The sequence below is a fragment of the Pedobacter sp. BS3 genome (assembly GCF_008274585.1).
Lineage (GTDB): Bacteria > Bacteroidota > Bacteroidia > Sphingobacteriales > Sphingobacteriaceae > Hufsiella_A.
Genome location: NZ_VTRT01000002.1, coordinates 1 through 26,287, shown reverse-complemented (window position 1 = coordinate 26,287; position 26,287 = coordinate 1). Strand labels below are relative to the sequence as shown.

Here is a 26,287-nt window from a genome sequence, read left to right as displayed (position 1 = left end):
TGCTCCTTGTCTTGTTTCTTGCGTCTATGTTCTTGTTTCTGTTATTTCTTTAAGCCTTTCGCCTTAAACCTTCCTTTAACCTTTCTTCGGTCTTCCACCAAAAATAGTACTTCCAATGCGTACCATAGTGCTGCCCTGTTCAATGGCAATTTTGTAATCGGCCGACATACCCATAGAAATTTCCTTAAAATAATCCGCTTTGCGGAAAAAGCTTTGCTTAATGCCGTCAAACAGCGTTTTTAATTCATAAAACTCTTCTTTAAGCTGCTTGGGGTTTTCCGTGTTAGTGGCAATACCCATCAGGCCGGTGATGCGTACATGTTTTAAGGCTGCAAAATCCTCAGAACGAAGAAGCTCGATAACTTCATCAAAGCCTAATCCATATTTGGTTTCCTCATCGGCAATGTAAACCTGTAACAGGCAATCAATTACACGGTTGTTCTTTTCGGCTTGCTTATTAATCTCCTGCAAAAGTTTCAGGCTGTCTACAGAATGTATTAAACTAATAAAAGGCGCTATATATTTTACTTTATTGGTTTGCAGGTGACCAATTAAATGCCATTCAATATCCTGTGGTAACTGTGGCTGTTTTTCAACCAGTTCCTGAACCATGTTTTCGCCGAATATTCGCTGTCCGGCATCATAAGCCTCGCGGATATCCTGTACCGGTTTGGTTTTAGAAACAGCTATCAGCTTCACATGCACCGTATCTAATTCTTTCTTAAGCTGTAATAAATTGGCTGTAATGCTCATTAATGTGTAGTTTTGGGATTTGAATTTACCGCGAAATTAACAAATGAGGCGTTTAATCGTATTGTTTTTACTGGTCAATTTTATAATCTCCTGTAGTTCTGACAGAACGCCAGGCGGTATTATGAAGCAAAAACAGATGACCGATTTGCTGGTTGATATTCATTTGGCCGATGGATATTTAATGCAACTGAACACAGATAGTGCCAATAAAGTGGCTCCATCATTATACGGTACGGTTTTTAAAAAGCATGGCACAGATTCGTTGCGTTTTGTGAACAGCCTGAAATATTATTCGGAAAAACCGGATATACTGGACACGATATATAAGCAGGTATCTTCCCGGATTGACAAAATGCAGTCGGAAGAGCAAAAGCGGGAAGAAGAAAAGCGCCGGAAAGAGGCTGCCATTATTGCCCGCAAAGATTCTATTGAGCGGGTGCGTAAAGCCGACTCATTAAAGAAGGCAATTGGTATTGATACCGCCGGAAGAACACGCCGGCCCTTATTAAGGCCATTTATACGAGACATGAGATTAAAATGATTTATCCGGATAACGCTACCGAAAAACTTGGATTTACAGAAATCAGGCAACTGATAAAAGCATACTGCTTAAGCGAAATGGGGCGGGACTTAGTAGATAAAATCCGCCCGATGAGCAATTTTGAGCAGATTAATAAATTCCTGCGCCAAACGGACGAGTTTAAAACCATTGTGCAGAATGATGAGCCGCTGCCTATAAGGAATCTGTACAACATTAAACACATTGCCGATAAGGCCGCAATTGAAGGCATGTTCTTGACAGAGGAAGAGCTGTTTCATGTATTGCTGTCGCTGCAAACCGTTTTTGGCGTAATTTACTATTTCAAAGAACGCGAAGGCCAGTATCCCTATCTCGAAGCCCTGTTTGAACATTTGCCCGTAGAAAAGCAGATAGTAAAGGATATTGAGCAGGTAATCGATGAGAAAGGGAAAATCCGGCAGAATGCCTCGCGGGAGTTGCAGGAGCTGATTTATGCTATCGCCAAAGCCGAGTCCGAATCCCGCAGAAAGGTTGACCAGATATTTAAAACCGCACAAAACAATAACTGGACTGCCGACGGTAATCTTACCATACGTGATGGCCGTTTATGTATCCCGCTTCTGGCGGAAAATAAACGCAAGCTCAAAGGCTTCATTCACGATGAATCGGCATCCGGGCAAACCGTTTACATAGAGCCCGAAGAAGTTTTTCACCTCAATAACCTGGTGCGTGACCTGGAGTTTGAAAAGCGTCGCGAGATTATTAAAATACTTACCGCTTTAACGGATAAATTGCGTCCGTTTGTGCCCTTGCTTATCAGTTATCATGGTTTATTAACTAAGCTCGATTTTGTGCAGGCTAAAGCCCTGTTTGCCATTTCCATAGAAGCCGAAATGCCCGAATTAATAACTCAGGCGGGAGTAAACCTGGTCAATGCCAGGCATCCGCTGTTATATCTCAACTTTAAAAAAGAGCAGCAAACCGTTGTACCGCTCAACATTAAAATTGATGATACCGACCGCGTTATCGTGGTTTCGGGCCCTAATGCCGGCGGGAAATCCGTATGCATGAAAACGGTTGGATTGCTGCAACTGATGGTGCAGGCAGGCTTGCTGATACCGGCAAGCACACATTCTAAAGTAGGCATCTTTAAGCAGATATTTGCCGATATCGGCGACGACCAATCTATTGAAAGCGATTTAAGCACCTACAGCGCTCATCTTACCAAGATGAAATATTTTGTAGAGCAGGCCAACGGCAAAACTCTGGTTTTAATTGACGAGTTTGGAACCGGAACTGACCCTCAGTTTGGCGGCCCCATCGCCGAAGCCGTTCTGGAAGCGCTGAATCAGAGGAAGATACGGGGTGTTATCACCACGCATTATTCAAATCTCAAAGTATTTGCCAGTGCTGCCGAAGGTCTTGAAAATGCTTCTATGCTGTTCAATAATGCCGAAATGAAGCCCATGTACATCCTGGAAATGGGTAAACCCGGCAGCTCGTACGCGTTTGAAATTGCTCAGAAAACCGGCTTACCGGCACAGGTGCTTCATGCCGCCAAAAACAAAGTTGGCGCACAGCAAAAAAAGGTAGACACGCTGCTGGTGGAGCTCGAACGCGATAAAAAGCAACTGCTCGAATCAAAAATAGCGATAGAAAAACAAGAGCGTAAAGTCAGCACCCTCATAGAAGAGAACGAGCGGTTAAAAGCCTATCTCGAAGAAAACAAGAAAAGCATTTTAAAAGAAGCAAAGCTCGAAGCGCAGAATATCCTGAAAGGTGCTAACAAGCTGATAGAAAATACCATATCGCAAATCAAGGAAAGTAAGGCTGATAAGGAAAAAACACAGCAGCTCAGGGGCAGGCTTAACCAGCAATTACAAAGCTATCAGGTTAAGGATAATCAGCCTGCACAGGCAGCTGTAAAGAATGAAGAAATAGCCAAAGGCGATTGGGTTAAGGTAACCGATTCGGGAACCCTGGGCCGGGTGCTTGATATTCATAAAGACAATGTGGTGCTGGCCATAGGCGATTTACGCTCGGTAGTGAAACGTAAGCGGGTAGAACGCGTATCCAATAAACAAGTGCCCAAAGCAGTGCGAAAGTCCTCGTATGCTACGCAAATTACCGACGGTATTGCCAGTTTCAATCCTGAAATAGATGTACGCGGCATGCGTGGTGAAGAAGCGCTTTTTGAAATAGAAAAATACCTCGATAAAGCCATCATGATGGGTTTTGATAACCTTAAAATCATACACGGAAAAGGAGACGGCATCCTGCGCAAGCTCATTCGCGATTACCTCAGAAAATATTCGCAGGTGAGCCGCATGGAAGATGAGCATCCCGACCGTGGCGGCGATGGTATTACGTATGTTTACTTAAGCTAAAAGCTCACCAGACCCCTTTAGGTATAGTATTGGTAGCCCCGAATCTTCGCGTAAGCGGTAGTTTATAGAAATACATAAAAGTTTAAAAACTACGGGAAGATAGGAAGGAAAAAAGAAAAGCAACTTATAGTTTTAAACACATTAAAGCGATGTTTGTAAACTGCTATTTCTGGAGGAATGTGAGAAATATCCATATAAGTCCATATTGGAGATTCCGATGAAATTGACCATGTGATTCTGTTTTAAACAGACCATCTATTGCGGCGGAAATTGACCAGGGTATTCCGCATGAAACTGACCACCCTGTCATGCAGCCTATGTTGTAGAAGCAACCATACATTTGAAGTAATAAAACCTTCAAAAGCATGGCCAACACTACGATCAGCATGAGTAAGATAAGACAGATTCTCAGGATGTACCACCAGCAGCGCAGCATAATGTTTATAGCCGCACAAACTGATACGTCCCGAAATACAGTAAAGAAGTATGTTGCCTCTTTTAAGAGCAGTGGATTTACCTTTGAAGAGGTAAATGCCTTAAATGACAGGGAGTTGGAAGATTTCTTTGGCTCCCAATGCCCGTATGCAGGCAATGCAGCGTTGTTTCCCCCACGTTGACAAGGAGCTTAAACGTACGGGGATGACCCGTTATATATTGTGGGAAGCTTATCGTAAAGAATTTCCGGAAGGTTACCAGTACAGTCAGTTTTGCTTTTACTATGCCCAGTGGAAAGCCAGGGTCAACCCTGTGATGCATTTGGAGCACAAGTTTGGAGACAAGCTATATGTGGATTTTGCGGGAGAAAAGTTAAGTATCATAGATAAGGAAACTGGCGAGGTTATTCCCGTAGAAGTATTTGTATCTATACTGGGAGCCAGTCAGCTCACCTACGTAGAGGCCGTACTGAGCCAGCAAAAGGAAGACTTCATCAGTGCCTGTGAAAACACGCTCCACTATATTGGGGGCGTACCTGCTGCTATCGTTCCCGATAACCTGAAAGCTGCAGTTACTAAAAGTAACCGTTACGAGCCCAAACTTAATGAGACATTTGCAGACTTTGCAGATCATTATGGCACTACCATATTACCCGCAAGAGCCTATCGGCCGCGTGATAAGGCTTTGGTAGAGGGTGCTGTAAAAATCATTTACAACCGTATTTATGTACCCGTTAAAAGAGCTGTCTATCATTCTCTGGGCGAGCTCAATAATGCTATCCGTAAAGAGCTTGAGCGACATAACAGTTTACTGTTGAAGGGCAGGAATTATAGCCGTAGGTTACAGTTCGAGGAAATTGAACGCGGGACATTAGCTCCTTTGCCCGTACTGCGCTATGAGTTCAAGAAACAATCCCACGCCAAGGTAATGAAGAACGGGCATGTTAGTTTAGGCATAGACAAACATTATTACAGTGTTCCTTACCGGTTTATCGGTAAACATGTAAAATTGCTTTTCTCAAAATCTGTTGTGGAAATATATTTCAATTATGAAAGGATAGCATTGCATAAACGTGTGAACAGTCCTTATAATTATACTACAGACAAAGACCATATGGCCAGTACACATCGCTTTATGACAGATTGTACCCCTGATAAGTTTCTGGAATGGGCAACTTCCATCCATGAAGATGTAAGGTTATACATCCTCAAGACCCTTGAACGTAAGCAACACCCGGAACAGGCCTATAAATCCTGTCTGGGCATCTTAAGCTTTGCGAAAAAAGCAGGGAATGACAGGCTCGCCATTGCCTGCAGGAGAGCACTGGGCTATGGCATCTATAATTATAAAACCATACAGTCCATACTGGAAAACAATATGGACAACTATGAAGAAAGCCTGTTCGCAGACGAGCTGCCCATGCCAAGCCATGACAATATCCGTGGGGAAGATTATTACCAATAGCTGTTAACTCATTTACAAAATAACTTTAAACAGTAACCAGATGAATACTGACACATTAGACAAACTAAGAAAGCTGAAGTTCTTTGGCATGTTCCACGCCTTTAAAAGCAGCCTGGAAACAGGCAAAACAAATGATTACACGGACTACCGGGAGAACAGGCGTGTTGACGGGCAGATCCTCTATGCCCGTTTCCGCTACAAAGCCTCTATTGAAGATCTGCATTACCATGCAGAAAGGAGCATTGACCGAAACCAGGTCATGAGGCTGGCAGATTGTACGTTTATCCCACGTAATGAAAACCTGCTGATAACCGGGAAGTACAGGCATAGGTAAAAGCTACCTGGCCTCAGCTATTGGTTACCAGGCCTGCATTATGGGTTATAACGTGCTCTATGCAAGTACACCCAAACTGTTCGCTAAACTAAAAATGGCAAAAGCTGACGGCTCATATATCAAAGAGATTGCGAAAATTGAACGTCAGCAGTTGCTGATACTTGATGACTTTGGTATACAGCCTTTTGACGCACAGAACAGAGCTGCCCTGATGGAAATCATTGAAGACAGGCATGGTAAGGCATCTCTCATTATTACCTCGCAGCTGCCTGTTAATAAATGGCATGAAGTAATTGGCGAAAAAACTATTGCCGATGCCATCCTGGACCGTATAGTTCATGATGCGCACCGCTTAGAATTGAAAGGTGAATCGATGAGAAAAAAACGCAAGCAGGAACAACCGGAAAACACCTACAAATAATACGATTAATTAACTACTTTTGACAACGCTTCTACAGCATCTGATGCATCTGTCCGGAACCTAAATCAATGGTCAGTTTGGAACGGAATTACATGGTCAACTTCTCCGTAATATACAGCATAAGCGCTGCTTTACTCCCGAAGTCTCGGGATGAATCAAGTTCAGGGTGACGGGGTTCCGGGCTTTTTAGTTCTGTCTATGCTGCCACTTCACTCACTGTCCTTTTATTCATAACTATCTAAAAGTCAATAAATTGATAGTAAATATCTAAAATTAGCTTGACGCTTGCGAGACTTCGGGATCGTCGAAATGAAGATAGCCGCCTTTGACTTTTTGGTCAGCCCGCCAACCAAAGCCGGAAACGCGATATCATAGCTTCCTCAAAAGAATTTATACGGTAGTACCTGTAATTATTCCGGGGTAAACTGGTTTAAAAACTATACAAAACAACGAGAGCAGATCAAATGCATGGCTATACCTTTGATGCCGATTAATCTGTGAGTTAGAAAAGGATATTTCATTTTCAAAAGAGCGATCACTGTAGTTTAGAGCGGCGAAGCCATGTCCTTTTAACTCCCGGATATAGTCCAGATAGGAATACAGGTAATGTTTACGCTTAAAAGGCATGGGACAAAATCGGTTTACAAAAGATGACGTTAGAGAAGAAATGGCATGTGGTGTTCACCAGGCCCCGTTGGGAGAAAAAAGTAGCTGATCTGCTGACAAAAGCTGATATAGAAAACTATTGTCCGACAACCCGGGTAAAGCGCCAGTGGAGCGATAGGAAAAAAATTATAATTGAGCCGCTGTTTAAATCGTACGTTTTTGTGCGGGTGGCCGAAAAGCAGAAATGGGAAGTGGTGAACAATATGGGCGTTATTGATTATGTATATTATTTGGGTAAACCGGCAATTGTACGTCCCCAGGAAATTGAGGAGATCAAGCGTTTTTTAAATAGGCATGAGTATGTACGTGTTGGCGAGGCAACCATTAACGCGGGGGATAAGGTGAAAATTAACAGTGGCGTGTTTAAAGATTTAGAGGCCGAAGTAACTTCACGAAAAGGGCAGAAAATAGTGCTTAATATAACAAGTTTGGGATTGGCGTTAATTGCAACAGATGTGGTCAATACCTCGCTGGTGAAAATAATTGAATAGAATTATAATGAGTAAAAGAAAGAGGTATCTATACCTTAACATAGTTGGGCTTGTATGTGTGGGTTTTGCTTTGGCATCTTGCGTAAGCCAGAAAAAAGTAACTTATTTTCAGGCCGGTGAACCCGGAAAAGACAAACAAAGTATAGATTCGTGCGAAAAATATATTGCAACAATACAGCCGGGAGATATACTTTCTATACTGGTAAGCAGTATAAGTCCTGAAGCCAGCGCCATGTTTAATCCTTATTTGCCATTTAGCACCAATATAACCTCTCAGCAAACGGTTCAAAGTAACTCGCCCGGCCCCGCAACCGGGTACCTGGTTAATGAGGCCGGTGACATTACCATACCATTGATCGGAAAATTGAAGGTTGCAGGCTTTACTACTACAGAGGTTACCGGTAGGATTACAGCGCAGCTTAACAAATACCTGGAGCAGCCAACCGTGAACGTACGCATTTTAAACTTTAAGATATCCGTATTGGGAGAAGTTTCCAGGCCTGCCGTTTACACTATCCCTAATGAGCAGGTAACGCTGCCCGAAGCTATAGCGATGGCTGGCGATCTGACCATATACGGCAAACGGGATAATATCCTGCTTATCAGGGAAACGGCCGGTAAAAAGCAGTTTAACCGCATTGATCTAACTAAACGCGATGTGTTCAGGTCGCCCTGTTACTATCTCAAAACCAACGATGTGATATATGTTGAACCTACTAAAAGTAAGGCAACAGCAAGAGATCGCAGTGTGCAACTGGCGCCTATGATTTTGAGCGGACTAAGTTTACTAACCGTAATTCTGGTTAACCTGGCCAAATAGGAAGTTTCTCTCACAATTATCGCATAGCTTTTAATGAATAATATACCGAAGGATCCGTTTGTATTTGAGCCGGTGCCGGATACCGAATTTAACCTGACCAGTTTATTTTATAAATACCTGGCTTATTGGAAATGGTTTGCCCTGTCTTTAGTTTTAGCAGTAGTGCTGGCTTTTTTTTATCTGAAAACCCAGCCACCCTTATACGATATACAGGGAAGTATCCTGATAAAGGACGATAGTAAAGGCCTCGACCAGGGTGATATGCTGAAACAGCTTGATATTTTTTCAGGAACCAAGGTTGTAGATAACGAGATCGAAGTGTTAAAATCGTACACTTTAATGAAGAAAGCAGTAAGCAGTCTCAATTTACAGGTGAGCTATTTCACTGCCGGTAACTTCAGGGATACGGAACTATACGGTGAAACCTGTCCCGTACGGTTAACCTTATTTAAACCGGGAGCCTTATCGTACAAGGAGCCCTTCACCATTGAAATCAGGGATAAAAGCCAGGTTGCATTAAACGGGGAGATTATTCCTGTTAACCGGAAAATAAATACGTTATACGGCACATTGCGTGTTGAGCTAACCGGTTATAATCCCGAAGTTAATGAAGTTAAGGTCCGGCTGTTTCCCGTTTCGGATGTAACCGAGAACTACATGAGCTTACTAAAGGTAGAACCCAGCAGCAAGATGTCGTCCGTATTGCTTATGAGTTTTGAGAGTACCGTTCCGCAAAAAGGAAAAGACCTGCTGAATAAACTGATAGAAGAGTATAATACGGCCGGGCTTGAAGATAAAAACCGCGTGGCATATAATACACTGGCTTTTATTGATAAGCGGCTTAAGCTGGTATCTTCAGATCTGAAAGAAGTGGAGAAGGAAGTAGAAAGTTATAAATCACGCGAAGGTATTACCGATATCAGTGCCGAATCTAAGCTGTTTCTTGAAAGTGTGCAGCAAAATGATCTGCAGCTTAACCAGGTAAAAATACAGGAAGGCATACTGGAAAATATTCGTCAATATGTAAGCAGTAAAAAAAATGAAGGCACAACGCCGGCAACCCTGGGTGTAAGCGATCCGACTTTACTGGCGCTCATTGGCCGTTTATCAGAGTTGCAGGGGCAGCGGGAGCAGAATATAAAACTGATGAAAGCTGATAACCCTATTATCATTTCGCTCGACAAGCAGATCATAACGATCAAAGAGAATATCAGGGATAATATCAAAACATTACAGGAAAGCCTTGCAATAACCCGGCGAAAGCTGGAAAAGCAGAACGCCCTGAAAGAAAGCCTGATAAAAACCATTCCCGGCAAAGAGCGAACTTTAGTAGATATAACCAGGCAACAGGCAATTAAAAATGATATCTATGTATTCCTGTTACAGAAACGCGAAGAAACGGCGCTTTCGTATGCATCGGCCGTTTCAGACAGCCGTACTATTGACGAGGCCAGGAGCAGCAGCCAGCCTTTTAAGCCGGTTAAGCGGAATATTTATTTAGCATTTGGCTTATTGGGACTGTTTCTTCCGGTAGGCATTATTTATATTATTGACCTGTTAAACAATAAAATTAAAAGCAGAAAAGATATAGAACGGTTTACCCGTATCCCCGTACTTGCCGATATTGCCTACTCAGAGCATGAGGATGCAATAGTTATAAACGGGGCAAGCCGGAGCATCCTTGCCGAGCAGATCAGGGCGTTGCGCACTAATCTTTCATTTCTTGCACCGGGAAAAGGTATCCAGAGCCTGCTTTTTACATCAAGTATGAGTGGTGAAGGCAAATCTTTTGTTTCGTTAAACTTAGGTGCCAGCTTAGCCATGATAGGGAAAAAAACCGTCATTTTAGAGTTGGATATGCGTAAGCCTAAGCTCCATTCGGCCCTGAAAATGGCTAATGTTAAAGGAGTAAGCAATTTCCTGATCGGTTCGGCTCAGCTGGATGAAGTTATACAGGAAATTCCCGGTCAGGAGAACTACTATATTATTACCTGCGGGTCTATTCCGCCTAATCCGGTAGAGCTGCTGATTAATGGACGGTTAGGTGAGCTGTTCGAGCAGTTGAGAGAACGTTTTGATCAGATCATTATCGATGCTCCGCCGGTAGGTATTGTTACAGATGCGCAAGTGCTTGAACAGTACGCAGATGCAACAATATTCCTGGTTCGTCATGACTTTACGCCACGCGATAGGCTTAAGCTTGCCGATAGCCTGTTCAGGGAAAAACGGTTTAAAAACCTTAACCTGGTGTTTAATGCCATTAAAGAAGGCGGTAAATACGGTTATGGCTATGGAGGCTATAGCTACGGTTACGGCTATGGCTACGGATATTACCAATAAAAAAGTTTTGAACTTTATTGATTACGGTACAGGGCCGGTATTGCTTAGCCGGCACGTTGCCCGGCTCTTCCGTAGTCATCTTAAAATTTTTAAAAGCATTTAAACAACGCACATAAATCTTATTCATTATGAATCACAATCATCGTATTGCTGTTATCGGACTCGGCTATGTAGGTTTGCCGCTTGCCATGGAATTTAGTAAGCATTATCCGGTTATTGGCTTTGATATCAATAAAGAGCGTATTGCAGAGCTGAACCGGGGAGAGGATCGTACGCTGGAAGCGGATACCAAACAATTAAAAGAATTGCTGGCGCTCAAAAAGCAGGAGCTGGCAGTAGCAGAAATAGAAGATACCTGGGGGCATCCTGGTACAACGGCAGAAATATTGAAAGCAGATGGTATTGAAAAGGGATTATGGTTTTCAGATAGTGCAGATGATTTAAGGTACGCTAATACGTATATTATTACTGTTCCCACGCCCATAGACCGTTTTAAAAAGCCTGATCTGACGCCGCTGTTAAAAGCAAGCGAGACCGTAGGAAAAGTATTAAAGAGCGGCGACATTGTAATTTATGAAAGTACGGTATATCCCGGTTGTACAGAAGAAGATTGCGTACCTGTACTTGAGGCTTATAGCGGGTTAAAGTTTAACCAGGATTTTTATTGCGGATATTCGCCTGAGCGTATCAATCCCGGTGATAAGGTGAATACACTAACTAAAATAAAAAAGGTAACCTCGGGGTCAACAGCCGAAATAGCGGCCATTGTAGATAAGCTGTATAACCAGATTATTGAAGCCGGTACGCACAAAGCGCCCAGCATGAAAGTGGCGGAAGCCTCAAAGGCTATAGAAAACGCCCAGCGTGATGTGAATATCTCTTTTGTAAATGAGCTGGCCCTGATTTTTGAGAAAATGGGTATCGATACCAACGATGTATTGGATGCTGCGGGCAGTAAATGGAACTTCTTAAAGTATGCACCCGGTTTGGTTGGCGGGCATTGTATCGGGGTTGATCCATATTATCTGGCGCACAAGGCCGAATCGTTGGGCTATCATCCGCAGGTTATCCTGTCCGGGCGGCGGGTAAATGATTTTATGGGGCAGTTCGTAGCCAATAAGGTCATTAAATTAATGATAGATAACCAGCTGGCTATTAAAGGCGCAAATGCTTTGGTTCTTGGCGTATCATTTAAAGAGAACTGCCCGGATATCCGCAACTCAAAAGTGGTTGATATTTACCAGGAGCTTTGCCAGTTTGGGTTGCAGGTAGATGTGTATGACCCTTATGCAGATGCAGAAGAAGTAAAAGATGAGTACGGAATAACATTGACGCCTGTGCTTAATAAAAAATACAGCGCCATTATTCTTGCTGTAGCGCACAATGAATTTCACGCATTAAACCTTCATGAGCTGAAAGAAAACGAGAAAACAGTAATTTTTGATACCAAGGCGTTCTTTAACCGTGATCTGGTTAGCGGAAGGCTATAATTAATTCCCGCTGTTTTAGATCTGCCGTTAAAATGATAAGCAAAGCCGTTACTATAATCAATGCCTTTTTTACAAAGGGAGATACCCGGAGCATTAATGCAAAAAAAAACATTGTCTCCTCTTTTATTACAAAAGTAGCAAGTATTGGCGTTAGTCTGCTGGTAGTGCCGTTAACCATTCATTATGTTAACGTAGTTCAGTACGGCATCTGGCTAACATTGAGCTCAATTATAGCCTGGTTTAACTTTTTCGATATCGGTTTCGGACATGGCTTAAGAAATAAGTTTGCAGAATCAGTAGCAAAAGGGAAATATAAGCTGGCCAGGATCTACGTTAGTACCACGTATGCAATATTAGCATTGATAAGCACAGGTGCTATTGCGATATTCTTTGTTCTGAACCATTACCTTAACTGGTCGCGGATATTGAATACTCCCGGCAACCTGAATGCAGATCTGCAATTACTTGCCCTGGTAGTATTTGTATGCTTTTGTATCCAATTCGTGCTGCAACTGATAACCATTATCCTGACAGCCGATCAGCAGCCTGCAAAGGCTGCATTCTTTAAATTGCTGGGCAATGTTTTGTCATTATTGGTCATTTTTATCCTCACCAAAACTACCCGTGGCAATTTAATTGCACTGGGGCTGAGTTTGGGTGCAATGCCCATTATGGTATTGCTGGCAAGTAGTAGCTGGTTTTACAGCCATGAATATAAAAGATACGCCCCTTCATTCAGCTATGTTCGTTTTAAATTCTCAAAAGATTTATTGAATCTGGGCGGGAAATTTTTTATTATCCAGATCGGGGCCCTGGTTCTTTTCCAGACAGATAACATTATTGTTACACAAGTGTTCGGAGCTAAAGAAGTTACAACCTTTAATGTGGCGTATAAGCTTTTTTCTGTGATACTAATGATATTTACAATTGTAAGTACCCCGTTGTGGAGCGCTTATACAGATGCCTATGCCCGCAACGACATTGTTTGGATACAACGAAGCCTGCAAAAACTACAGCTGTTTTGGATAGGTATTATTTTTTCATCGGTATTGCTTTTGGTTGTATCGCCTTTCGTCTTTCACCTGTGGATCGGCGATAGTGTTTCTATTCCGTTCAGCTTATCATTAGCTATGGTACTATACGTAATAACCTATACCTGGCAAACCATTCACGTATCCCTGCTTAATGGTATCGGGAAGATAAAGCTTCAGCTTTACCTGGTTGTAGCAAGCGCTTTAGTTAATATTCCCTTAGCCTTTTTGTTGGGTAAAACCATTGGGTTGGCAGGTATCAGCTTAGCAAACAGCATTACGTTTATCGGTATCGGGATAGTTTTTTTTATTCAAACCCGGAAGATCATCAATAATAATGCGAAAGGTATCTGGAATGCTTGATGCTCTGAAAAGAATGTGTTCATCTTCGGTAGTATACCAGGAATACAAACGATATAAATTATTGAAAAAATATCAGCAAAAGAAGCTGAAAACAGGTTTACGGACGCAAATTGCTCACACCGCAATTGGTTTTAACGTGTACATTGGGAGTGATAGCAGCCTGATCAATTCACAGATAGGCGACTACTCATACATTAATGCTCATGTTAGCATTAAAAATACCACCATTGGTAAATTTTGCAGTATCGGGCCCGGGGTTAAAATAGAATTGGGGAATCATCCTGTACACTTTGTTTCCAGTCATCCGGCTTTTTATGCCAATAATAAACCGTTTGATACGTTTGCCAAAAACACCTGTTTTGAAGAGTACAGGCAGGTTATTATTGGAAACGATGTATGGATCGGTGAAAATGTACTGATACCCGGGGGAGTAAACATTGGCGACGGTGCCGTAATAACAGCCGGCGCAGTGGTAACAAAGAATGTTGAGCCGTATGCCATTGTAGGAGGAGTGCCGGCTAAGATCATCAGATACAGATTTGATGAAAGAACCCGGAAAATTATACACGAAAGTAAGTGGTGGGAAAAAGATGAGGAATGGCTCCGGAAAAACCATTTGCTGTTTCATGATGCAGAGGCATTTATTCATCACGTAGAACAAGGTACATGAACGGCATACAGTATACACATGCCTGCTATAAAACCAATTGGCTGTTTACGGTTTACAGCCTTTATATTGTTCTTTTGATAGCGGCTTGCAGCAATTTTTCGCAAACGTTAGCTGCTCAGCTACTATTTATTGCATTCAGCGTGATTCTGTTGATAAGAAACAATAGCTATTGGATAAAAGATCGCTTTGGTATAGGGTTTCTTATTCTCTGCCTGGCGGTGATCTGCATTCAGTATACAATTACCGGCGTATTTATGTTAGGCTCTGTAAAATTCATTCTTATTCTTACGGTTGTGTATTACATGATCAGGGAGTATAAAGCCTATTTTATGGAATCTTTAATGCAGGTTGTTTATGGCCTGGTGCTCATCACTGTTCCTTTTTATATTGTTCAGTTATTAGACCCTGGCCTTTTGAAAAGCCTGCTCGCCCCATTCAATTTTTCATTTGCAGAACAGGCAAGATCGGGCGGAATTTATGTGTTCTTTTTTAATCTCAACCCTTTTACGCTGTTTAGAAATAGCGGTTTTATGTGGGAGCCCGGCGCCTTTGGAGGTATCCTGCTTTTCCTGATAATTTACGAGTATGTTAGAAACGATAAGCAGATCAACAGAAAGATCGTAGTACTATCGCTGTACGCCCTGACAACAATTTCTACAACCACTTATTTAGCGTTATTATTGTTTGCCTGCCTGATCCTGTTAAAGAAAAACAGAAAGCAACCGGTAGTTCTCTTCGTGTCTCTGTCAGTTTTTGTGCTGGCAGCTATAGAAACCTATAATCTGCCGTTTATGGGCAGTAAGATCAATTCTTACTTAAACAACAATACCGATTATACAACCATAGATGAAAACATTAATGGCGGGTATACCACAGGGTCTTCAATAGGGCGTTTTGCCGGTTTGCTGATCGTAATGAAACGGCTTGAAAAAAGCCCGGTAGTGGGCAACGGCTGGGATAATGATTATTCAGATCTGGGGCTTAGCGATAAATGGTCTAACCCGAACGGCCTGGCATCTGTTTTAGGGAAATTTGGGATTTTAGGCGTTGCATTTTTAGTTTATGGCCTGTATTCCTTTGTATCTTATTCAAAAAAAGGTATGGTTTTAGAAGAGGCCGTACTGGTGCTTATCCTCCTGTTCCCCGTTTTTTCAAATCCATTTGAATCTAACATTATCATGTGGGTTCTGGCACTGGCCGGTATTTACCTGAAGGCCGGTAAGCAACAGAGCATCAGACAATTAATGCCGGCTTACTCATATCAAAACAATGAGCACCATAACTAATGACCGGAACGGCCGTGTATGCGGAAAGATCAGGCGGTTGAGGTTAAAGTATAACCAGCTATTTTATACGGCGTACGTTAAGCTGAATTTAAGATTTAAAAAGATAGGATATGGCAGTGGGCTTGTCTGTTTTGGATATACCTATTTCTGCCGGGCGCCTTATTCATCAATAACCATAGGTAAAAATGTAGAATTCCGGTCGGATAAAACCTCAAACCTCATTGGCTTAAATAAGCCCTGCTTGATTGCAACGCTCAGAAAAAATTCCCGTATCGAAATTGGCGATAATTCAGGTCTGAGTGGTACTGCCATAGGCGCTGCAAATAAAATTATTATTGGATCAAACGTAATGGTTGGAGCCAATTCACTGATCACAGATACCAACTGGCACAACATAGACCCGCATTTAAGGCATACCGCAGATCCTTTGCCCGGGGAAGTTTATATAGGCGATAATGTGTTCATTGGTTATGGTTCAATTATCTTAAAAAATGTCAGCATCGGGAAAAACTCGGTGATAGGCGCCGGCAGTGTGGTGACTAAAAGCATCCCCGCAAATGTAATTGCAGCAGGCAATCCGTGTGTTGTTATCAGAGCGTTAAAATAGCATGAATATTATTTACTTAGGGTGTAACGGCTTTCCGTACGGTTTTGCCGAGGTGCAAAAGCAAAAGATGGTAAGCAAAGCGCTGGTAAAGGCCGGAGCGGCAGTAACCATCATTAATGCTAAAGGTATCTTCAGCAAAAAAGATCATCCTGATATTCCCTATAAGGGGAAAATAGAGCAGATAAATTACGTTTATACCTCATTTTATGCCTATAAGCCGGCAAATTTTATATTCAGAAATGGCATCAAGGTACTGGGCAAGATCAGCGAAGTGTTCCATATCCTTGCCTTGCGGAAAAGGAAACAGAAAAACGTTGCTATTCTCTCCACGCAAAACAGCTATGCTTTAATTTATTACTATTATCTTCTCCGTCTGGCGGGATATAAGATCGTGCTCAGCTACGAAGAATTTGTTAAAGATATCAATGCAGGTAAAAACAAAAGTGGCTTACACCTTAAGTTTGACGACATAGCGCATCGGTATAGCGATGCAATAATTCCAATAAGCGTTTTCCTGGAAGATTACCAGAAAAAAATAAATCCTAACGTATCCCTGTTCCGGATACCCGCATTAACCGATTTTAATAAGGTAGATGCAATTGTGGCTGCAGATAAGTTAAATACCAACATTTTATTTTGCGGTGCTTCAGCCTATTTTGAAAACATCAGCTTTATTATCGATGCTTTTAACAAGGTAAAAAATGTAGCGGTAGACCTGGTTCTGATCATTCATGGCAATGCCGTACAAAATCAACGGGTTCATAACTACATCGGTCAATCTGCTAAAAAAAACAGCATTAAGGTGTTGTCAAATCTCAGTAACGAAGAATTATTCAAAGCATACAAACAAGCCGGCCTGTTGTTGATCCCCTTAAAGCCTTACCAGCGTGATATTGCCCGCTTTCCGCATAAGATAGCCGAATACACCGCCTCAAAAACGCCCATAGTAACTACTGCCGTGGGAGAGATCAGCCGGTATTTTACCGATGGACAAAATGCTTTTGTTGCTACAGAATATGATGTAGCAGCATTTGCCTCAAAAATAGAAGAAGGACTTAACAACCGGGCCTTATCTGATAAAATAGCCCGACAGGCATACCAGTTGGGAAGGCAGAATTTTCATTACGAAACTATAGCAGGCCGGTTGTTTACTTTTTTAGCCGATATATAGAAACAAGCTTAACTACATTTATGATCAAAGCGCTCATGGTAGCACACTACCCTCTTAATCCCGATAATATTAAGGGTGGGGTAGAAGCCGTATCAGTAAACCTGATCAATGGCTTTCTCTCCGTTCCCGGAATAGATCTTAAAATATTTGCCATTAACGGGCAAAATAAGGAAGATCAGGTAATAAGATACAGCGAACATATAACCATTCATCATGCGGGTTGCGGGCCGGTGCGGTCAACCAAATACCGGCTTTTTTTTCATTACAGAAAACAGCTCAGACGACTTATTAAAGCATATAAGCCAGATGTTGTTCATATTCAGGGAAACGGCTCCAATTTGCTGTTATCCTGTAAAATAGATAAAAATAACCTGGTTGTAACGCCGCATGGAATTTTAGCCGAAGAGCTTAAAAATCAGCTTACGTTACGATCAAAGCTCAATTTCCTGGTAAATATCTGTATTGAAACGCTCCTGATGCCCCGCCTCAGGAACTTTATATGTATTTCGCGTTACAACGCAAAAATATTAGATCGCGATGATCTGCCGGGATGTAAAACCGCTTTGATCCATAACCCGGTAAACCCCGGATTTTTCAACGTAAGAAAAAATGAAAAACCGGTTAACCGGTTAATTTACATCGCAGGCATAAAGAAGCTTAAAGGCCTGTTAGATCTGTTAGAGGCTTTGAAAATAACTGCAGACAGGCGGCAGCACTTCCGGCTTGAGGTAGTAGGCGGGGTAGTTGAGCCCGGATATGCAAAGAAAGTTAATGATTTTATTGCCGCTAACCGGTTAACTGGCCAGGTTGTATTTCATAACTGGCTTAACCAGGATGCCATTATAAAACTATATAACGATGTCCACATTTTGGTATTGCCATCGTACCAGGAAGTTTTGCCGGTCTGTATCTCAGAAGCTATGGCAGCCGGACGGGTAGTGGTAGCAGCCAAAGTGGGCGGTGTTTCTGAAATGATAACGCACAGATCATCCGGGTTTTTATACGAAAAAGGCAATGTGCCGGAGCTGGCCGGTATTTTATCAGAATTATATCTGAATGCTGAGTACTATCATAAAATAAGTGCACAGGCCAGAAAGGAGGCTTTTAAAAAGTACAAGCCTGAAAAAATAGCCGGGCAAACATTGGATTTTTATAAGCAGGTAGCCGGTGTATAAGTTGTTGGGATATTAAATTTTTTAACGCTACAGCATAATCAAAGATCCTGCACAGCAGGTAATGCATTTTATGAAAGTTATACACTTTGTCAGAAAATCCAGCCAGTTAAAGGCTTCCTTTATTCAAAACCAGGTAGTAAATCATATAGCATATACTCCCGGTATTGTTTATAAAATTAAAACCGATCAGGGCGGAGGTTTCAGCACATTCCATAACACCGGTTTTAAAACATTAGATTTATCAGGGGCAGGCAATTTTTGGGGTAAAATAAAATTTAAGCTGGTTAAGCTGATCACCACGCGGGAAGCCCGGAAGATACGTGAATTTGTAAATGATGCTGATATATTGCATTTTCATTACGGAACAGATGCCGGGATCTATCTTCCGTTGCTAAGGCACATTGCAAAGCCTAAAGTAGTTTCATTTTACGGTTACGATTGCAGCAGTTTTCCGCAGCGCTTAGGCGGATATGGTAAATATTATCTTAAACAAAGGGTTTTTAAACATGCCGATGTTGTTTTAGCAATGTCTGAGGATATGAAAAAAGACCTGCTGAAACTGGGGTGTCCGGAAGAAAAAATTAAGATCCATTACCACGGGATCCCCCTGGCCAAATTTTACGGCCGGCATAATTATGATCCGTCAGGTAAGCATGTATCGTACCTCATTATTTCCAGCCTGACGCCCAAAAAAGGGCATCTCTTTTTGCTGGAAGCGTTTAAAAAAGCTCAAAGTATCAATCCGGCAATTCAGTTGACCATTGTTGGCTCCGGGTTACAATGGCATGATATCATGCGCTTTATAAAGCTGAACAATATGCAGCGCTATGTCTCTGTATTTGGCAAAATAGCCTATGCATCGCAGCAGCATCTAACTTACTTAAAGCAGGCAGATGTTTTTATACATCCCAGCATAGTCCATAAAAACGCCGATAAGGAAGGTATCCCGGGGGCAATAGTTGAGGCAATGGCTGCCGGGTTACCCGTGATCTCAACCTTTCATGCCGGCATTCCCTATATCATTGAAACCGGCAAAACAGGCTTGCTGGTTCATGAAAATGATGTTGATGCATTATGCCAGGCCATCCTTAAAACAGCAAATGATCCAGGTCTGAGAAAAAATTTAGGCCGGCAGGGGCAGCAATACGCTATGGAACACCTGGATGTTTCAAAAAAAGAGCAACTACTGGAAGCAATTTACAATGGGTTTCAATAAGCTTACCTGTTCTGCTGCTAAGAACAGGTTTAAATTCCATGAAACAATGGTTTTATTGCTGCTGGTGGAGACACCAGCAGCGGCTGAAGCTTACTCGGAAATTCATCCGTATATTTCTGATTTTTAATGTATTACTGGTTTTAACTTTTAATCCCGAACCCCCAATTACCCGGGGGAGTTTCACTACGTTCAACTTTTAACTTAACACTGCCTCCGTCAATTTTACAATGAGAATCCTGATCGATATCGGCCATCCGGCACATGTTCACTATTTTAAGAATTTTATAAGCATTATGCGAAATAAGGGGCATGATATACTGATCACTGCCCGTGATAAGGAAGTAACCCATCAGTTATTAAATGAGTATAAACTGGATTATTATTCGCGGGGCCGGGGCAAAAACAGTGCAATAGGCAAGCTCATTTATATGCTCAAAGCCGATTGGTTTTTGTATAAAAAAGCCCGGAAATTCAAGCCCGATTATTTTTTAAGCTTTGTTTCGCCCTATGCGGCGCAGGTTTCATGGCTTTTACGTAAGCCGCATATCACGTTTGACGATACCGAGCACGCAAACACGGCCCGGAAATTTTACCTGCCATTTTCTAACGTAGTATTTACACCGTTTTGCTTTATGTCGCAGCTGGGTTACAAGCAAATATCCTTTAACGGATTCATGGAGTTACTTTACCTGCATAAAGATTACTTTAAACCCGATCCGGACATTTATAAGCAGCTCGGGATTGAGCCCGGTCAGCCGTATGTATTGCTGCGTTTTGTATCATGGAATGCCAATCACGACATCGGCCAGTCAGGACTGGATCTACAAACCAAAAGAGCAATTATTGAACGGCTGAAAGACAAATACCGGGTTTTTATCTGTGCCGAAGGCTCCATGCCCCAGGATTTAGAACAGTACCGGATAAAGATTTCTCCTTCGCAAATACACGATGTGTTAGCCTGCGCAACATTGTTTATAGGCGAGGGCGCAACAATGGCTTCCGAATGCGCCATGTTGGGCACACCCGCTATTTATGTAAACTCGTTAGAGCTGGGTTATATGAAAGAGCAGGAAAAACGGGGGTTGATCTGCGGCTTCAGAAGCTCTGCCGGGGTATTGGACAAAATAGACGAGCTGCTGTCCGGGGAAGATTTAAGTGAATCAACAAAACAAAAACGGGATATTATGCTATCAGAAATGATCAATCCTACCAAAATGCTGGTAGATACGTTTGAAAATTATCCGCGTAGTATATTGAGCATGCGCATTAACCGGATGTATCAGAACAGGTTTAAATAATGGGGCGTTGCTCTAAACAGATAGGGCTGTTCATAACCGCTTATCTGGTATTGGTAATTCTTGCGTTAAGTGTTCCCGTTACGCCCCTTAAGCAGGCAATGAATAATGTATTTATTTTTCACATACGCCTTGATCATATTTTTCATGGTTCATTATTTGTACCGTGGATGTTTTTACAACCAGCTAAGAACAACAGGCTGAAAGCAGGTTATTGGCTTGCAATAGGTTTGGTAATTACCGTACTGGCAGAATATATCCAGCTTGGTATTCCCTACCGCACCTTTAATGTAAATGATATCAGGGCTAATGTGGCCGGTATGTTAACAGGGGCGGTGTTTTACAGGCTTACCATGAAACATACCCGCTAAGCTTAGCTGCCGGATGGCATAAAATTCTTATAAGAGCTTGTATCTGAGCTCAAATCATACATCTCAGTCTTTGATTACGCTTAATATTTCTGTTTATGCAATTAGCTGAATTGCCGGGACATTCATTTCCCGATGAATTAACTTCATTAAAATCAATAGATTATCCCTGGCGTATCTCCCCGGTCAGGGATTTTATTACAGAATTGGCCGGAGACGGTACGTATAATTTTATTGCAGAACACATAGATCTGGACGACTCGGTATTTCTTACTGCCACAAGCTCGCCCTTTAATATCGACTGGCTGAACAGGAACAGGTATCGCCACATCATTAACCTTAGAAACCTCAATGATATCCCGGCGCTTAATGACTTTTTCCGCTCGGTAAATGCTAAAATAGCCACCGGGGGATTATACGTTAACAGCGCCGAAGTATTTGCCAGTCGTAAAGAGCGGATATTAAATACCATGCCATGGCCGCTAAACCGGGTACATTACCTGTTTGATACGCTGTTTCACAGGATATTTCCCATGTTCAGGCTTACCAAAAGCTTCTATAACTTCATTACCAGGGGAAAAAAGCAGATATACTCTAAAACAGAGATACTGGGACGCCTTTATTATTGTGGGTTTGAGGTTTTGGCCGAAAGATACATAAACAACCGCTTTTACTTTGTTGCCCGTAAGATAAAGGAACCGGTATTGGGCAAAGATCCGCACTACGGATTGCTTATCCGGCTTAAACGGGTTGGCAAGGGAGGCCAAGTATTTAATGTATATAAGCTGAGAACAATGTATGCTTATTCAGAATATCTGCAGCAGTATGTTTACGAAAAATATGGCACTGCAAATGGTGATAAGGCCAATGAGGACTTCAGGGTAACCACTGCCGGCAGAATTTGCAGGAAATTCTGGATTGATGAGCTACCCATGCTCATCAACCTGATAAAAGGCGATATAAAAATTGTGGGCGTTCGCCCCCTGAGCAACCATAAATTTAGCATGTACCCTAAAGAAGCACAGGAAAAAAGGTGCTTAAGCAAGCCCGGGCTTATTCCTCCTTTTTATGCCGATCTGCCCGACAGTTTCCCGGAACTGGTTGACTCTGAAATGCGGTATATCGAATCTTACATCAAACATCCTTTAAAAACGGATCTTACTTATTTGTTCAAAGCCTTTAACAACATTTTATTTAAAGGAGCAAGAAGCAAATAACAAACAGATTTACGATTTACGATTTACGAACAACTAACAACTAACAACGAAAGACGAACAACAAACAACAAATATCCATTGAAAAAGAAAGCGCTAATTACCGGTATTACCGGGCAGGATGGGGCCTATCTGGCCGAATTATTAATTTCAAAAGATTACGAAGTACACGGTATTAAACGCAGAAGCTCATTGTTTAATACAGACCGAATCGATCACCTGTACCAGGATCCGCATGAGCCTGAACGGAACTTTATTTTGCATTACGGCGATCTGACCGATTCAACAAACCTGATCCGCATTATCCAGCAGGTACAACCCGATGAGATCTATAATTTGGGAGCCATGAGCCATGTGCAGGTAAGCTTTGACGTTCCCGAATACACCGCTAATGCCGATGGCATAGGAACATTACGCATTTTAGAGGCGGTAAGATTGTTAAACCTTCAGGATAAAACCAGGATCTATCAGGCTTCCACGTCAGAGCTGTACGGACTGGTGCAGGAAGTTCCGCAAAAAGAAACCACGCCGTTTTACCCGCGTTCGCCGTATGCTGTAGCCAAACTTTACGCGTACTGGATCACGGTAAATTACAGGGAGGCCTATGGCATATTTGCATCAAACGGCATATTGTTTAATCACGAAAGTCCATTGCGGGGCGAGACCTTTGTAACACGCAAAATAACACGTGCTGCGGCTAAAATAGCAACAGGATTACAGGAAAAGCTATATCTGGGAAATTTAGACGCCAAACGCGACTGGGGACATGCAAAAGACTACGTTGAAGCCATGTACCTGATCCTGCAGCAGGATAAAGCCGGTGATTTTGTTATTGCTACCGGTCATACTACCACCGTTCGCGACTTTGTAAAAATGGCTTTCGCCGAATTGGGTATTGAGCTTGTATTTACCGGCGGGGGTGTGAATGAGAAAGGAACAGTTACTGCCTGCTCAAACCCTGATTTCCAGGTTGAAGCCGGAACCGTCGTGGTAGAAGTAGATGCACGGTATTTCCGTCCAACCGAGGTGGAATTGCTGATCGGTGATCCAACTAAAGCTAAGCAACAACTGAGCTGGATCCCGAAATACGATCTGCTGGCTTTGGTTAAAGATATGGTTTGGGCAGATGTAGAAACTTTCCGTAAAGAAAAGCTCTTACACGATGCAGGATACCAGGTACTCAACCAGTTTGAATAAGAAAAGATCGTGATGATTAGTGTTATCCTTTCCGGTGGTGTTGGCAGCCGTTTGTGGCCGCTTTCACGCAAATCCCGTCCCAAACAATATATCCCTTTATTTGAACAAAGATCCCTGTTCCAGTTATGTGCAGAACGTAATGCGGTTTTAGCCGGTCATACCGTTGTAGTTGGCAATATTGATAACTACCAGCTATCGCAAAGAGCTCTTGAAGCTGCGGGAATTAAGCCGTATACCGAAATTATTGAGGCGGCTCCGCGAAATACTGCTGCAGCCATAGCTTTTGCAGCTTTTGCCGCTGATGCTGAAGATGTATTGCTGGTTTGCCCTTCCGATCATATTATACAAGATCAGGATGCTTATATAGCGGCCGTTCAGGAGGCCGAAACGTTGGCTCTTGACGGCTACCTGGTAACGTTTGGTATAAAACCTTCCCGCCCCGAAACAGGCTACGGTTATATCGAATACGCAAACAACAATGTGATCAGTTTTCGTGAAAAACCATCCTATACACATGCCGGAGAGTTTGTACAAAGCGGCCGCTTTTTATGGAACAGCGGGATGTTTTGCTTTAAGGCAGGTGTTTATCTCGAAGAGCTTTGTACTTATGAGCCCGCACTGTTTACGGCTGTTCTAAACGCCTGGAGCAAGCGGCGGGGTAATATGCTCCCGCTAAAGGAATCCATGCTCATTCCCGCTAAAAGCATAGACTATGCTGTAATGGAGCAGTCGGGTAAGATCAAAGTTGTGCCGGCAGCTTTTGGCTGGTCTGATTTAGGTTCATTTGAATCGATGTGGGAATATTTTGAAAAAGAGGTGCAGCAGCACCGGTTTGTTCATAACAACATGGTATTAGGGGTAGATAAGCATGTTGAATTTGTAGGAGTTAAAGACCTTGTTGTGGTAAATACAGAAGATGTCCTGCTTATTCTGCCCAAAAGCGCATCGCAGGATGTAAAAAAGGTATATGAGCGCCTTGAAATAGAAAAGCCTGTTCTGTTGTCCTGATCTAAAAGAGTTTAGTTTAACAGTGCCGGTTGGCAAATTATAATAACGTACAATTTACATGGAAAAAGACAGTAAAATCTATATAGCCGGGCATCGTGGAATGGTTGGTTCGGCACTGGCCCGGGTGCTTGAAAAGCACGGGTATACAACTATTATTACCCGTACGTCCCGTGAGCTGGATTTGAGGAACCAGCAGGCCGTACAGCAGTTCTTCGCCACAGAAAAGCCTGATTATGTATTTCTTGCTGCGGCTAAGGTAGGAGGCATTATGGCCAACAATACCTACCGGGCCGGATTTCTGTATGATAACCTGATGATACAGAGCAATATCATTGATGCCGCCTACCAGGCACAGGTTAAAAAGTTGCTTTTCCTGGGGTCGTCGTGTATTTATCCTAAGCTGGCAGAGCAACCGTTAACAGAAGAAGCCTTGCTGACCGGCCCGCTTGAATATACAAATGAGCCGTATGCCATAGCCAAAATTGCCGGGATCAAATTATGCGATGCCTATCGCTCACAATACGGCTGCAATTTTATTTCGGTAATGCCAACAAATTTATATGGCCCAAATGATAATTATGATCTGCATAACTCGCATGTGCTGCCGGCATTACTGCGAAAAATGATCGAAGCTAAAGAAAACAATGCCGGCGAAGTGGAGATATGGGGGACAGGAACGCCCTTACGTGAATTTTTGCATGTAGACGATTTGGCAGAAGCCTGCTGTTTTCTGATGCAGCATTATAACGAAGCCGGGCAGATCAATATCGGTTGCGGAGCTGACATTTCTATTCGTGATCTTGCTCTATTGATTCAGAAGATAGTTGGCTTTAAAGGGAAGCTGATTTTTAACAGTAGCAAGCCCGATGGAACACCACGAAAGTTGCTGGATGTGTCTAAAATTAACCGGCTGGGCTGGAAAGCCGGCATTGCATTAGAAGAAGGCATACGGCAGGTCTACGATGAAATTAGCCAAAAGCTGCCTGAATGCATGATATAATTGATCTCCTTGGTTTAAAAGTTATCCTGTTTGCGCTCGTTTCCTGTTTGCGCTCGTTTGCAAAACGAGTGCATAAATCTCCGGCATTTGTAATGCCGGTAACAGCTGCCTTTGATTGTCTTAAGCAATATTGCAGTGTTGCAAACGCCGTTTTCTGGCATCCCGGTTGTAAATCGGGACGAGCCTGCGCCTTAACCCGGACTCACGTTAACTTAATTATATGCCAAACTATTACTTAGAACATGTTTAAATTTCATGAAACAATGGTTTTATTGCTGCTGGTGGGGACACCAGCAGCGGCAGGAAGCCATGGACGGTGTCTTCACCGTCCATTCACAATTGTCACATCTATGAAATTTAAACATGTTCTTAGTTAACTATAAACTGATTCGAAAATTCATCTGTATGTTTCTGATTTTAAATTCATTAACAATTTTAACTTTTAATCCCGAACCCCGGATTACCCGGGGGATCTCGCTTCGCTCAACTTTTAATTTTGACTTAACACTATGTGTGGAATAGTAGGCTATATAGGAAACCGTAATGCCTGGGAAGTAGTTATCAA

Annotated in this window: 23 protein-coding genes and 1 pseudogene; 23 read left to right on the top strand and 1 reads right to left on the bottom strand. The window is 42.5% G+C overall.

Annotation, left to right across the window (positions count from 1 at the left end):
- Positions 1 to 75 precede the first annotated feature (75 nt).
- Positions 76 to 753 carry a YggS family pyridoxal phosphate-dependent enzyme gene (locus FW774_RS05570; RefSeq protein WP_149347197.1) on the bottom strand — a complete coding sequence of 226 codons (678 nt, stop codon included), beginning with the start codon at positions 751 to 753 and terminating at the stop codon, positions 76 to 78.
- 121 nt (positions 754 to 874) lie between these two features.
- On the opposite strand from FW774_RS05570, the gene FW774_RS05565 reads away from it, so the two are divergent.
- From FW774_RS05565 to FW774_RS05460, 23 genes and pseudogenes are all read left to right on the top strand, one after another.
- Positions 875 to 1,294, top strand: coding sequence for a DUF4296 domain-containing protein (locus FW774_RS05565; RefSeq protein WP_187774823.1), 420 nt, complete (start codon positions 875 to 877; stop codon positions 1,292 to 1,294).
- Positions 1,291 to 3,660: an endonuclease MutS2 gene (locus tag FW774_RS05560; protein WP_149347195.1), complete on the top strand. Its 2,370-nt coding sequence runs from the start codon at positions 1,291 to 1,293 to the stop codon at positions 3,658 to 3,660. The genes FW774_RS05565 and FW774_RS05560 overlap by 4 nt, the downstream gene beginning before the upstream one ends.
- 386 nt (positions 3,661 to 4,046) lie before the next feature.
- The gene (locus FW774_RS20630) at positions 4,047 to 4,277 is read left to right on the top strand and encodes a helix-turn-helix domain-containing protein (protein WP_242457747.1); all 231 of its coding nucleotides are present in this window, start codon (positions 4,047 to 4,049) and stop codon (positions 4,275 to 4,277) included.
- Positions 4,278 to 4,299: 22 nt separating this feature from the next.
- On the top strand, positions 4,300 to 5,559 hold the full coding sequence (istA, locus tag FW774_RS05555) for an IS21 family transposase (RefSeq protein ID WP_242457746.1): 1,260 nt from the start codon (positions 4,300 to 4,302) through the stop codon (positions 5,557 to 5,559).
- A 40-nt stretch (positions 5,560 to 5,599) separates the two neighbouring features.
- Entirely contained in the window at positions 5,600 to 5,893 is a 294-nt protein-coding gene (locus tag FW774_RS20625; protein ID WP_242457745.1) for an ATP-binding protein, read from the top strand.
- A gap of 40 nt (positions 5,894 to 5,933) precedes the next feature.
- Positions 5,934 to 6,314, top strand: a complete 381-nt coding sequence (locus FW774_RS20620) for an ATP-binding protein (protein ID WP_242457744.1) — start codon at positions 5,934 to 5,936, stop codon at positions 6,312 to 6,314.
- A gap of 650 nt (positions 6,315 to 6,964) precedes the next feature.
- Positions 6,965 to 7,471 carry a UpxY family transcription antiterminator gene (locus FW774_RS05545; RefSeq protein ID WP_149347194.1) on the top strand — a complete coding sequence of 169 codons (507 nt, stop codon included), beginning with the start codon at positions 6,965 to 6,967 and terminating at the stop codon, positions 7,469 to 7,471.
- Between the two features lie 7 nt (positions 7,472 to 7,478).
- Entirely contained in the window at positions 7,479 to 8,291 is an 813-nt protein-coding gene (locus FW774_RS05540; RefSeq protein ID WP_149347193.1) for a polysaccharide biosynthesis/export family protein, read from the top strand.
- A 33-nt stretch (positions 8,292 to 8,324) separates the two neighbouring features.
- Positions 8,325 to 10,631, top strand: coding sequence for a GumC family protein (locus FW774_RS05535; RefSeq protein WP_149347192.1), 2,307 nt, complete (start codon positions 8,325 to 8,327; stop codon positions 10,629 to 10,631).
- Between the two features lie 128 nt (positions 10,632 to 10,759).
- Positions 10,760 to 12,121 carry a nucleotide sugar dehydrogenase gene (locus FW774_RS05525; RefSeq protein WP_149347190.1) on the top strand — a complete coding sequence of 454 codons (1,362 nt, stop codon included), beginning with the start codon at positions 10,760 to 10,762 and terminating at the stop codon, positions 12,119 to 12,121.
- Between the two features lie 32 nt (positions 12,122 to 12,153).
- Positions 12,154 to 13,515 (top strand): lipopolysaccharide biosynthesis protein, encoded by a 1,362-nt coding sequence (locus FW774_RS05520; RefSeq protein ID WP_149347189.1) that lies wholly within the window; start codon positions 12,154 to 12,156, stop codon positions 13,513 to 13,515.
- 379 nt (positions 13,516 to 13,894) lie between these two features.
- Positions 13,895 to 14,057: pseudogene (locus tag FW774_RS20845) on the top strand (DapH/DapD/GlmU-related protein); the annotation flags it as partial.
- A gap of 124 nt (positions 14,058 to 14,181) precedes the next feature.
- Complete coding sequence (locus FW774_RS05510; RefSeq protein ID WP_149347188.1) at positions 14,182 to 15,471, top strand: hypothetical protein; 1,290 nt, start codon at positions 14,182 to 14,184, stop codon at positions 15,469 to 15,471.
- Positions 15,455 to 16,078 carry an acyltransferase gene (locus FW774_RS20615; RefSeq protein ID WP_149347187.1) on the top strand — a complete coding sequence of 208 codons (624 nt, stop codon included), beginning with the start codon at positions 15,455 to 15,457 and terminating at the stop codon, positions 16,076 to 16,078. The genes FW774_RS05510 and FW774_RS20615 overlap by 17 nt, the downstream gene beginning before the upstream one ends.
- Position 16,079: 1 nt before the next feature.
- The gene (locus FW774_RS05500) at positions 16,080 to 17,249 is read left to right on the top strand and encodes a glycosyltransferase (RefSeq protein WP_149347186.1); all 1,170 of its coding nucleotides are present in this window, start codon (positions 16,080 to 16,082) and stop codon (positions 17,247 to 17,249) included.
- A gap of 20 nt (positions 17,250 to 17,269) precedes the next feature.
- On the top strand, positions 17,270 to 18,424 hold the full coding sequence (locus tag FW774_RS05495) for a glycosyltransferase (RefSeq protein ID WP_149347185.1): 1,155 nt from the start codon (positions 17,270 to 17,272) through the stop codon (positions 18,422 to 18,424).
- 70 nt (positions 18,425 to 18,494) lie between these two features.
- Positions 18,495 to 19,640 carry a glycosyltransferase family 4 protein gene (locus FW774_RS05490; protein WP_187774822.1) on the top strand — a complete coding sequence of 382 codons (1,146 nt, stop codon included), beginning with the start codon at positions 18,495 to 18,497 and terminating at the stop codon, positions 19,638 to 19,640.
- A 227-nt stretch (positions 19,641 to 19,867) separates the two neighbouring features.
- Positions 19,868 to 20,938, top strand: a complete 1,071-nt coding sequence (locus FW774_RS05485; protein ID WP_149347183.1) for a DUF354 domain-containing protein — start codon at positions 19,868 to 19,870, stop codon at positions 20,936 to 20,938.
- Entirely contained in the window at positions 20,938 to 21,306 is a 369-nt protein-coding gene (locus FW774_RS05480; protein ID WP_149347182.1) for a VanZ family protein, read from the top strand. The genes FW774_RS05485 and FW774_RS05480 overlap by 1 nt, the downstream gene beginning before the upstream one ends.
- 95 nt (positions 21,307 to 21,401) lie before the next feature.
- On the top strand, positions 21,402 to 22,520 hold the full coding sequence (locus FW774_RS05475; protein WP_149347181.1) for a sugar transferase: 1,119 nt from the start codon (positions 21,402 to 21,404) through the stop codon (positions 22,518 to 22,520).
- Between the two features lie 78 nt (positions 22,521 to 22,598).
- Positions 22,599 to 23,714, top strand: coding sequence for a GDP-mannose 4,6-dehydratase (gene gmd / locus FW774_RS05470; RefSeq protein ID WP_149347180.1), 1,116 nt, complete (start codon positions 22,599 to 22,601; stop codon positions 23,712 to 23,714).
- A 12-nt stretch (positions 23,715 to 23,726) separates the two neighbouring features.
- Positions 23,727 to 24,722, top strand: a complete 996-nt coding sequence (locus FW774_RS05465) for a mannose-1-phosphate guanylyltransferase (RefSeq protein ID WP_149347179.1) — start codon at positions 23,727 to 23,729, stop codon at positions 24,720 to 24,722.
- A 58-nt stretch (positions 24,723 to 24,780) separates the two neighbouring features.
- The gene (locus tag FW774_RS05460; protein WP_149347178.1) at positions 24,781 to 25,722 is read left to right on the top strand and encodes a GDP-L-fucose synthase family protein; all 942 of its coding nucleotides are present in this window, start codon (positions 24,781 to 24,783) and stop codon (positions 25,720 to 25,722) included.
- Positions 25,723 to 26,287 lie beyond the last annotated feature (565 nt).

Bases quoted from the DNA above. Each gene is read 5' to 3' on its own strand.
- FW774_RS05570 (WP_149347197.1), bottom strand. From the start codon at position 753: ATGAGCATTACAGCCAATTTATTACAGCTTAAGAAAGAATTAGATACG.
- FW774_RS05565 (WP_187774823.1), top strand. From the start codon at position 875: ATGAAGCAAAAACAGATGACCGATTTGCTGGTTGATATTCATTTGGCC.
- FW774_RS05560 (WP_149347195.1), top strand. From the start codon at position 1,291: ATGATTTATCCGGATAACGCTACCGAAAAACTTGGATTTACAGAAATC.
- FW774_RS20630 (WP_242457747.1), top strand. From the start codon at position 4,047: ATGAGTAAGATAAGACAGATTCTCAGGATGTACCACCAGCAGCGCAGC.
- istA (WP_242457746.1), top strand. From the start codon at position 4,300: ATGACCCGTTATATATTGTGGGAAGCTTATCGTAAAGAATTTCCGGAA.
- FW774_RS20625 (WP_242457745.1), top strand. From the start codon at position 5,600: ATGAATACTGACACATTAGACAAACTAAGAAAGCTGAAGTTCTTTGGC.
- FW774_RS20620 (WP_242457744.1), top strand. From the start codon at position 5,934: ATGGGTTATAACGTGCTCTATGCAAGTACACCCAAACTGTTCGCTAAA.
- FW774_RS05545 (WP_149347194.1), top strand. From the start codon at position 6,965: ATGACGTTAGAGAAGAAATGGCATGTGGTGTTCACCAGGCCCCGTTGG.
- FW774_RS05540 (WP_149347193.1), top strand. From the start codon at position 7,479: ATGAGTAAAAGAAAGAGGTATCTATACCTTAACATAGTTGGGCTTGTA.
- FW774_RS05535 (WP_149347192.1), top strand. From the start codon at position 8,325: ATGAATAATATACCGAAGGATCCGTTTGTATTTGAGCCGGTGCCGGAT.
- FW774_RS05525 (WP_149347190.1), top strand. From the start codon at position 10,760: ATGAATCACAATCATCGTATTGCTGTTATCGGACTCGGCTATGTAGGT.
- FW774_RS05520 (WP_149347189.1), top strand. From the start codon at position 12,154: ATGATAAGCAAAGCCGTTACTATAATCAATGCCTTTTTTACAAAGGGA.
- FW774_RS05510 (WP_149347188.1), top strand. From the start codon at position 14,182: ATGAACGGCATACAGTATACACATGCCTGCTATAAAACCAATTGGCTG.
- FW774_RS20615 (WP_149347187.1), top strand. From the start codon at position 15,455: ATGAGCACCATAACTAATGACCGGAACGGCCGTGTATGCGGAAAGATC.
- FW774_RS05500 (WP_149347186.1), top strand. From the start codon at position 16,080: ATGAATATTATTTACTTAGGGTGTAACGGCTTTCCGTACGGTTTTGCC.
- FW774_RS05495 (WP_149347185.1), top strand. From the start codon at position 17,270: ATGATCAAAGCGCTCATGGTAGCACACTACCCTCTTAATCCCGATAAT.
- FW774_RS05490 (WP_187774822.1), top strand. From the start codon at position 18,495: ATGAAAGTTATACACTTTGTCAGAAAATCCAGCCAGTTAAAGGCTTCC.
- FW774_RS05485 (WP_149347183.1), top strand. From the start codon at position 19,868: ATGAGAATCCTGATCGATATCGGCCATCCGGCACATGTTCACTATTTT.
- FW774_RS05480 (WP_149347182.1), top strand. From the start codon at position 20,938: ATGGGGCGTTGCTCTAAACAGATAGGGCTGTTCATAACCGCTTATCTG.
- FW774_RS05475 (WP_149347181.1), top strand. From the start codon at position 21,402: ATGCAATTAGCTGAATTGCCGGGACATTCATTTCCCGATGAATTAACT.
- FW774_RS05465 (WP_149347179.1), top strand. From the start codon at position 23,727: ATGATTAGTGTTATCCTTTCCGGTGGTGTTGGCAGCCGTTTGTGGCCG.
- FW774_RS05460 (WP_149347178.1), top strand. From the start codon at position 24,781: ATGGAAAAAGACAGTAAAATCTATATAGCCGGGCATCGTGGAATGGTT.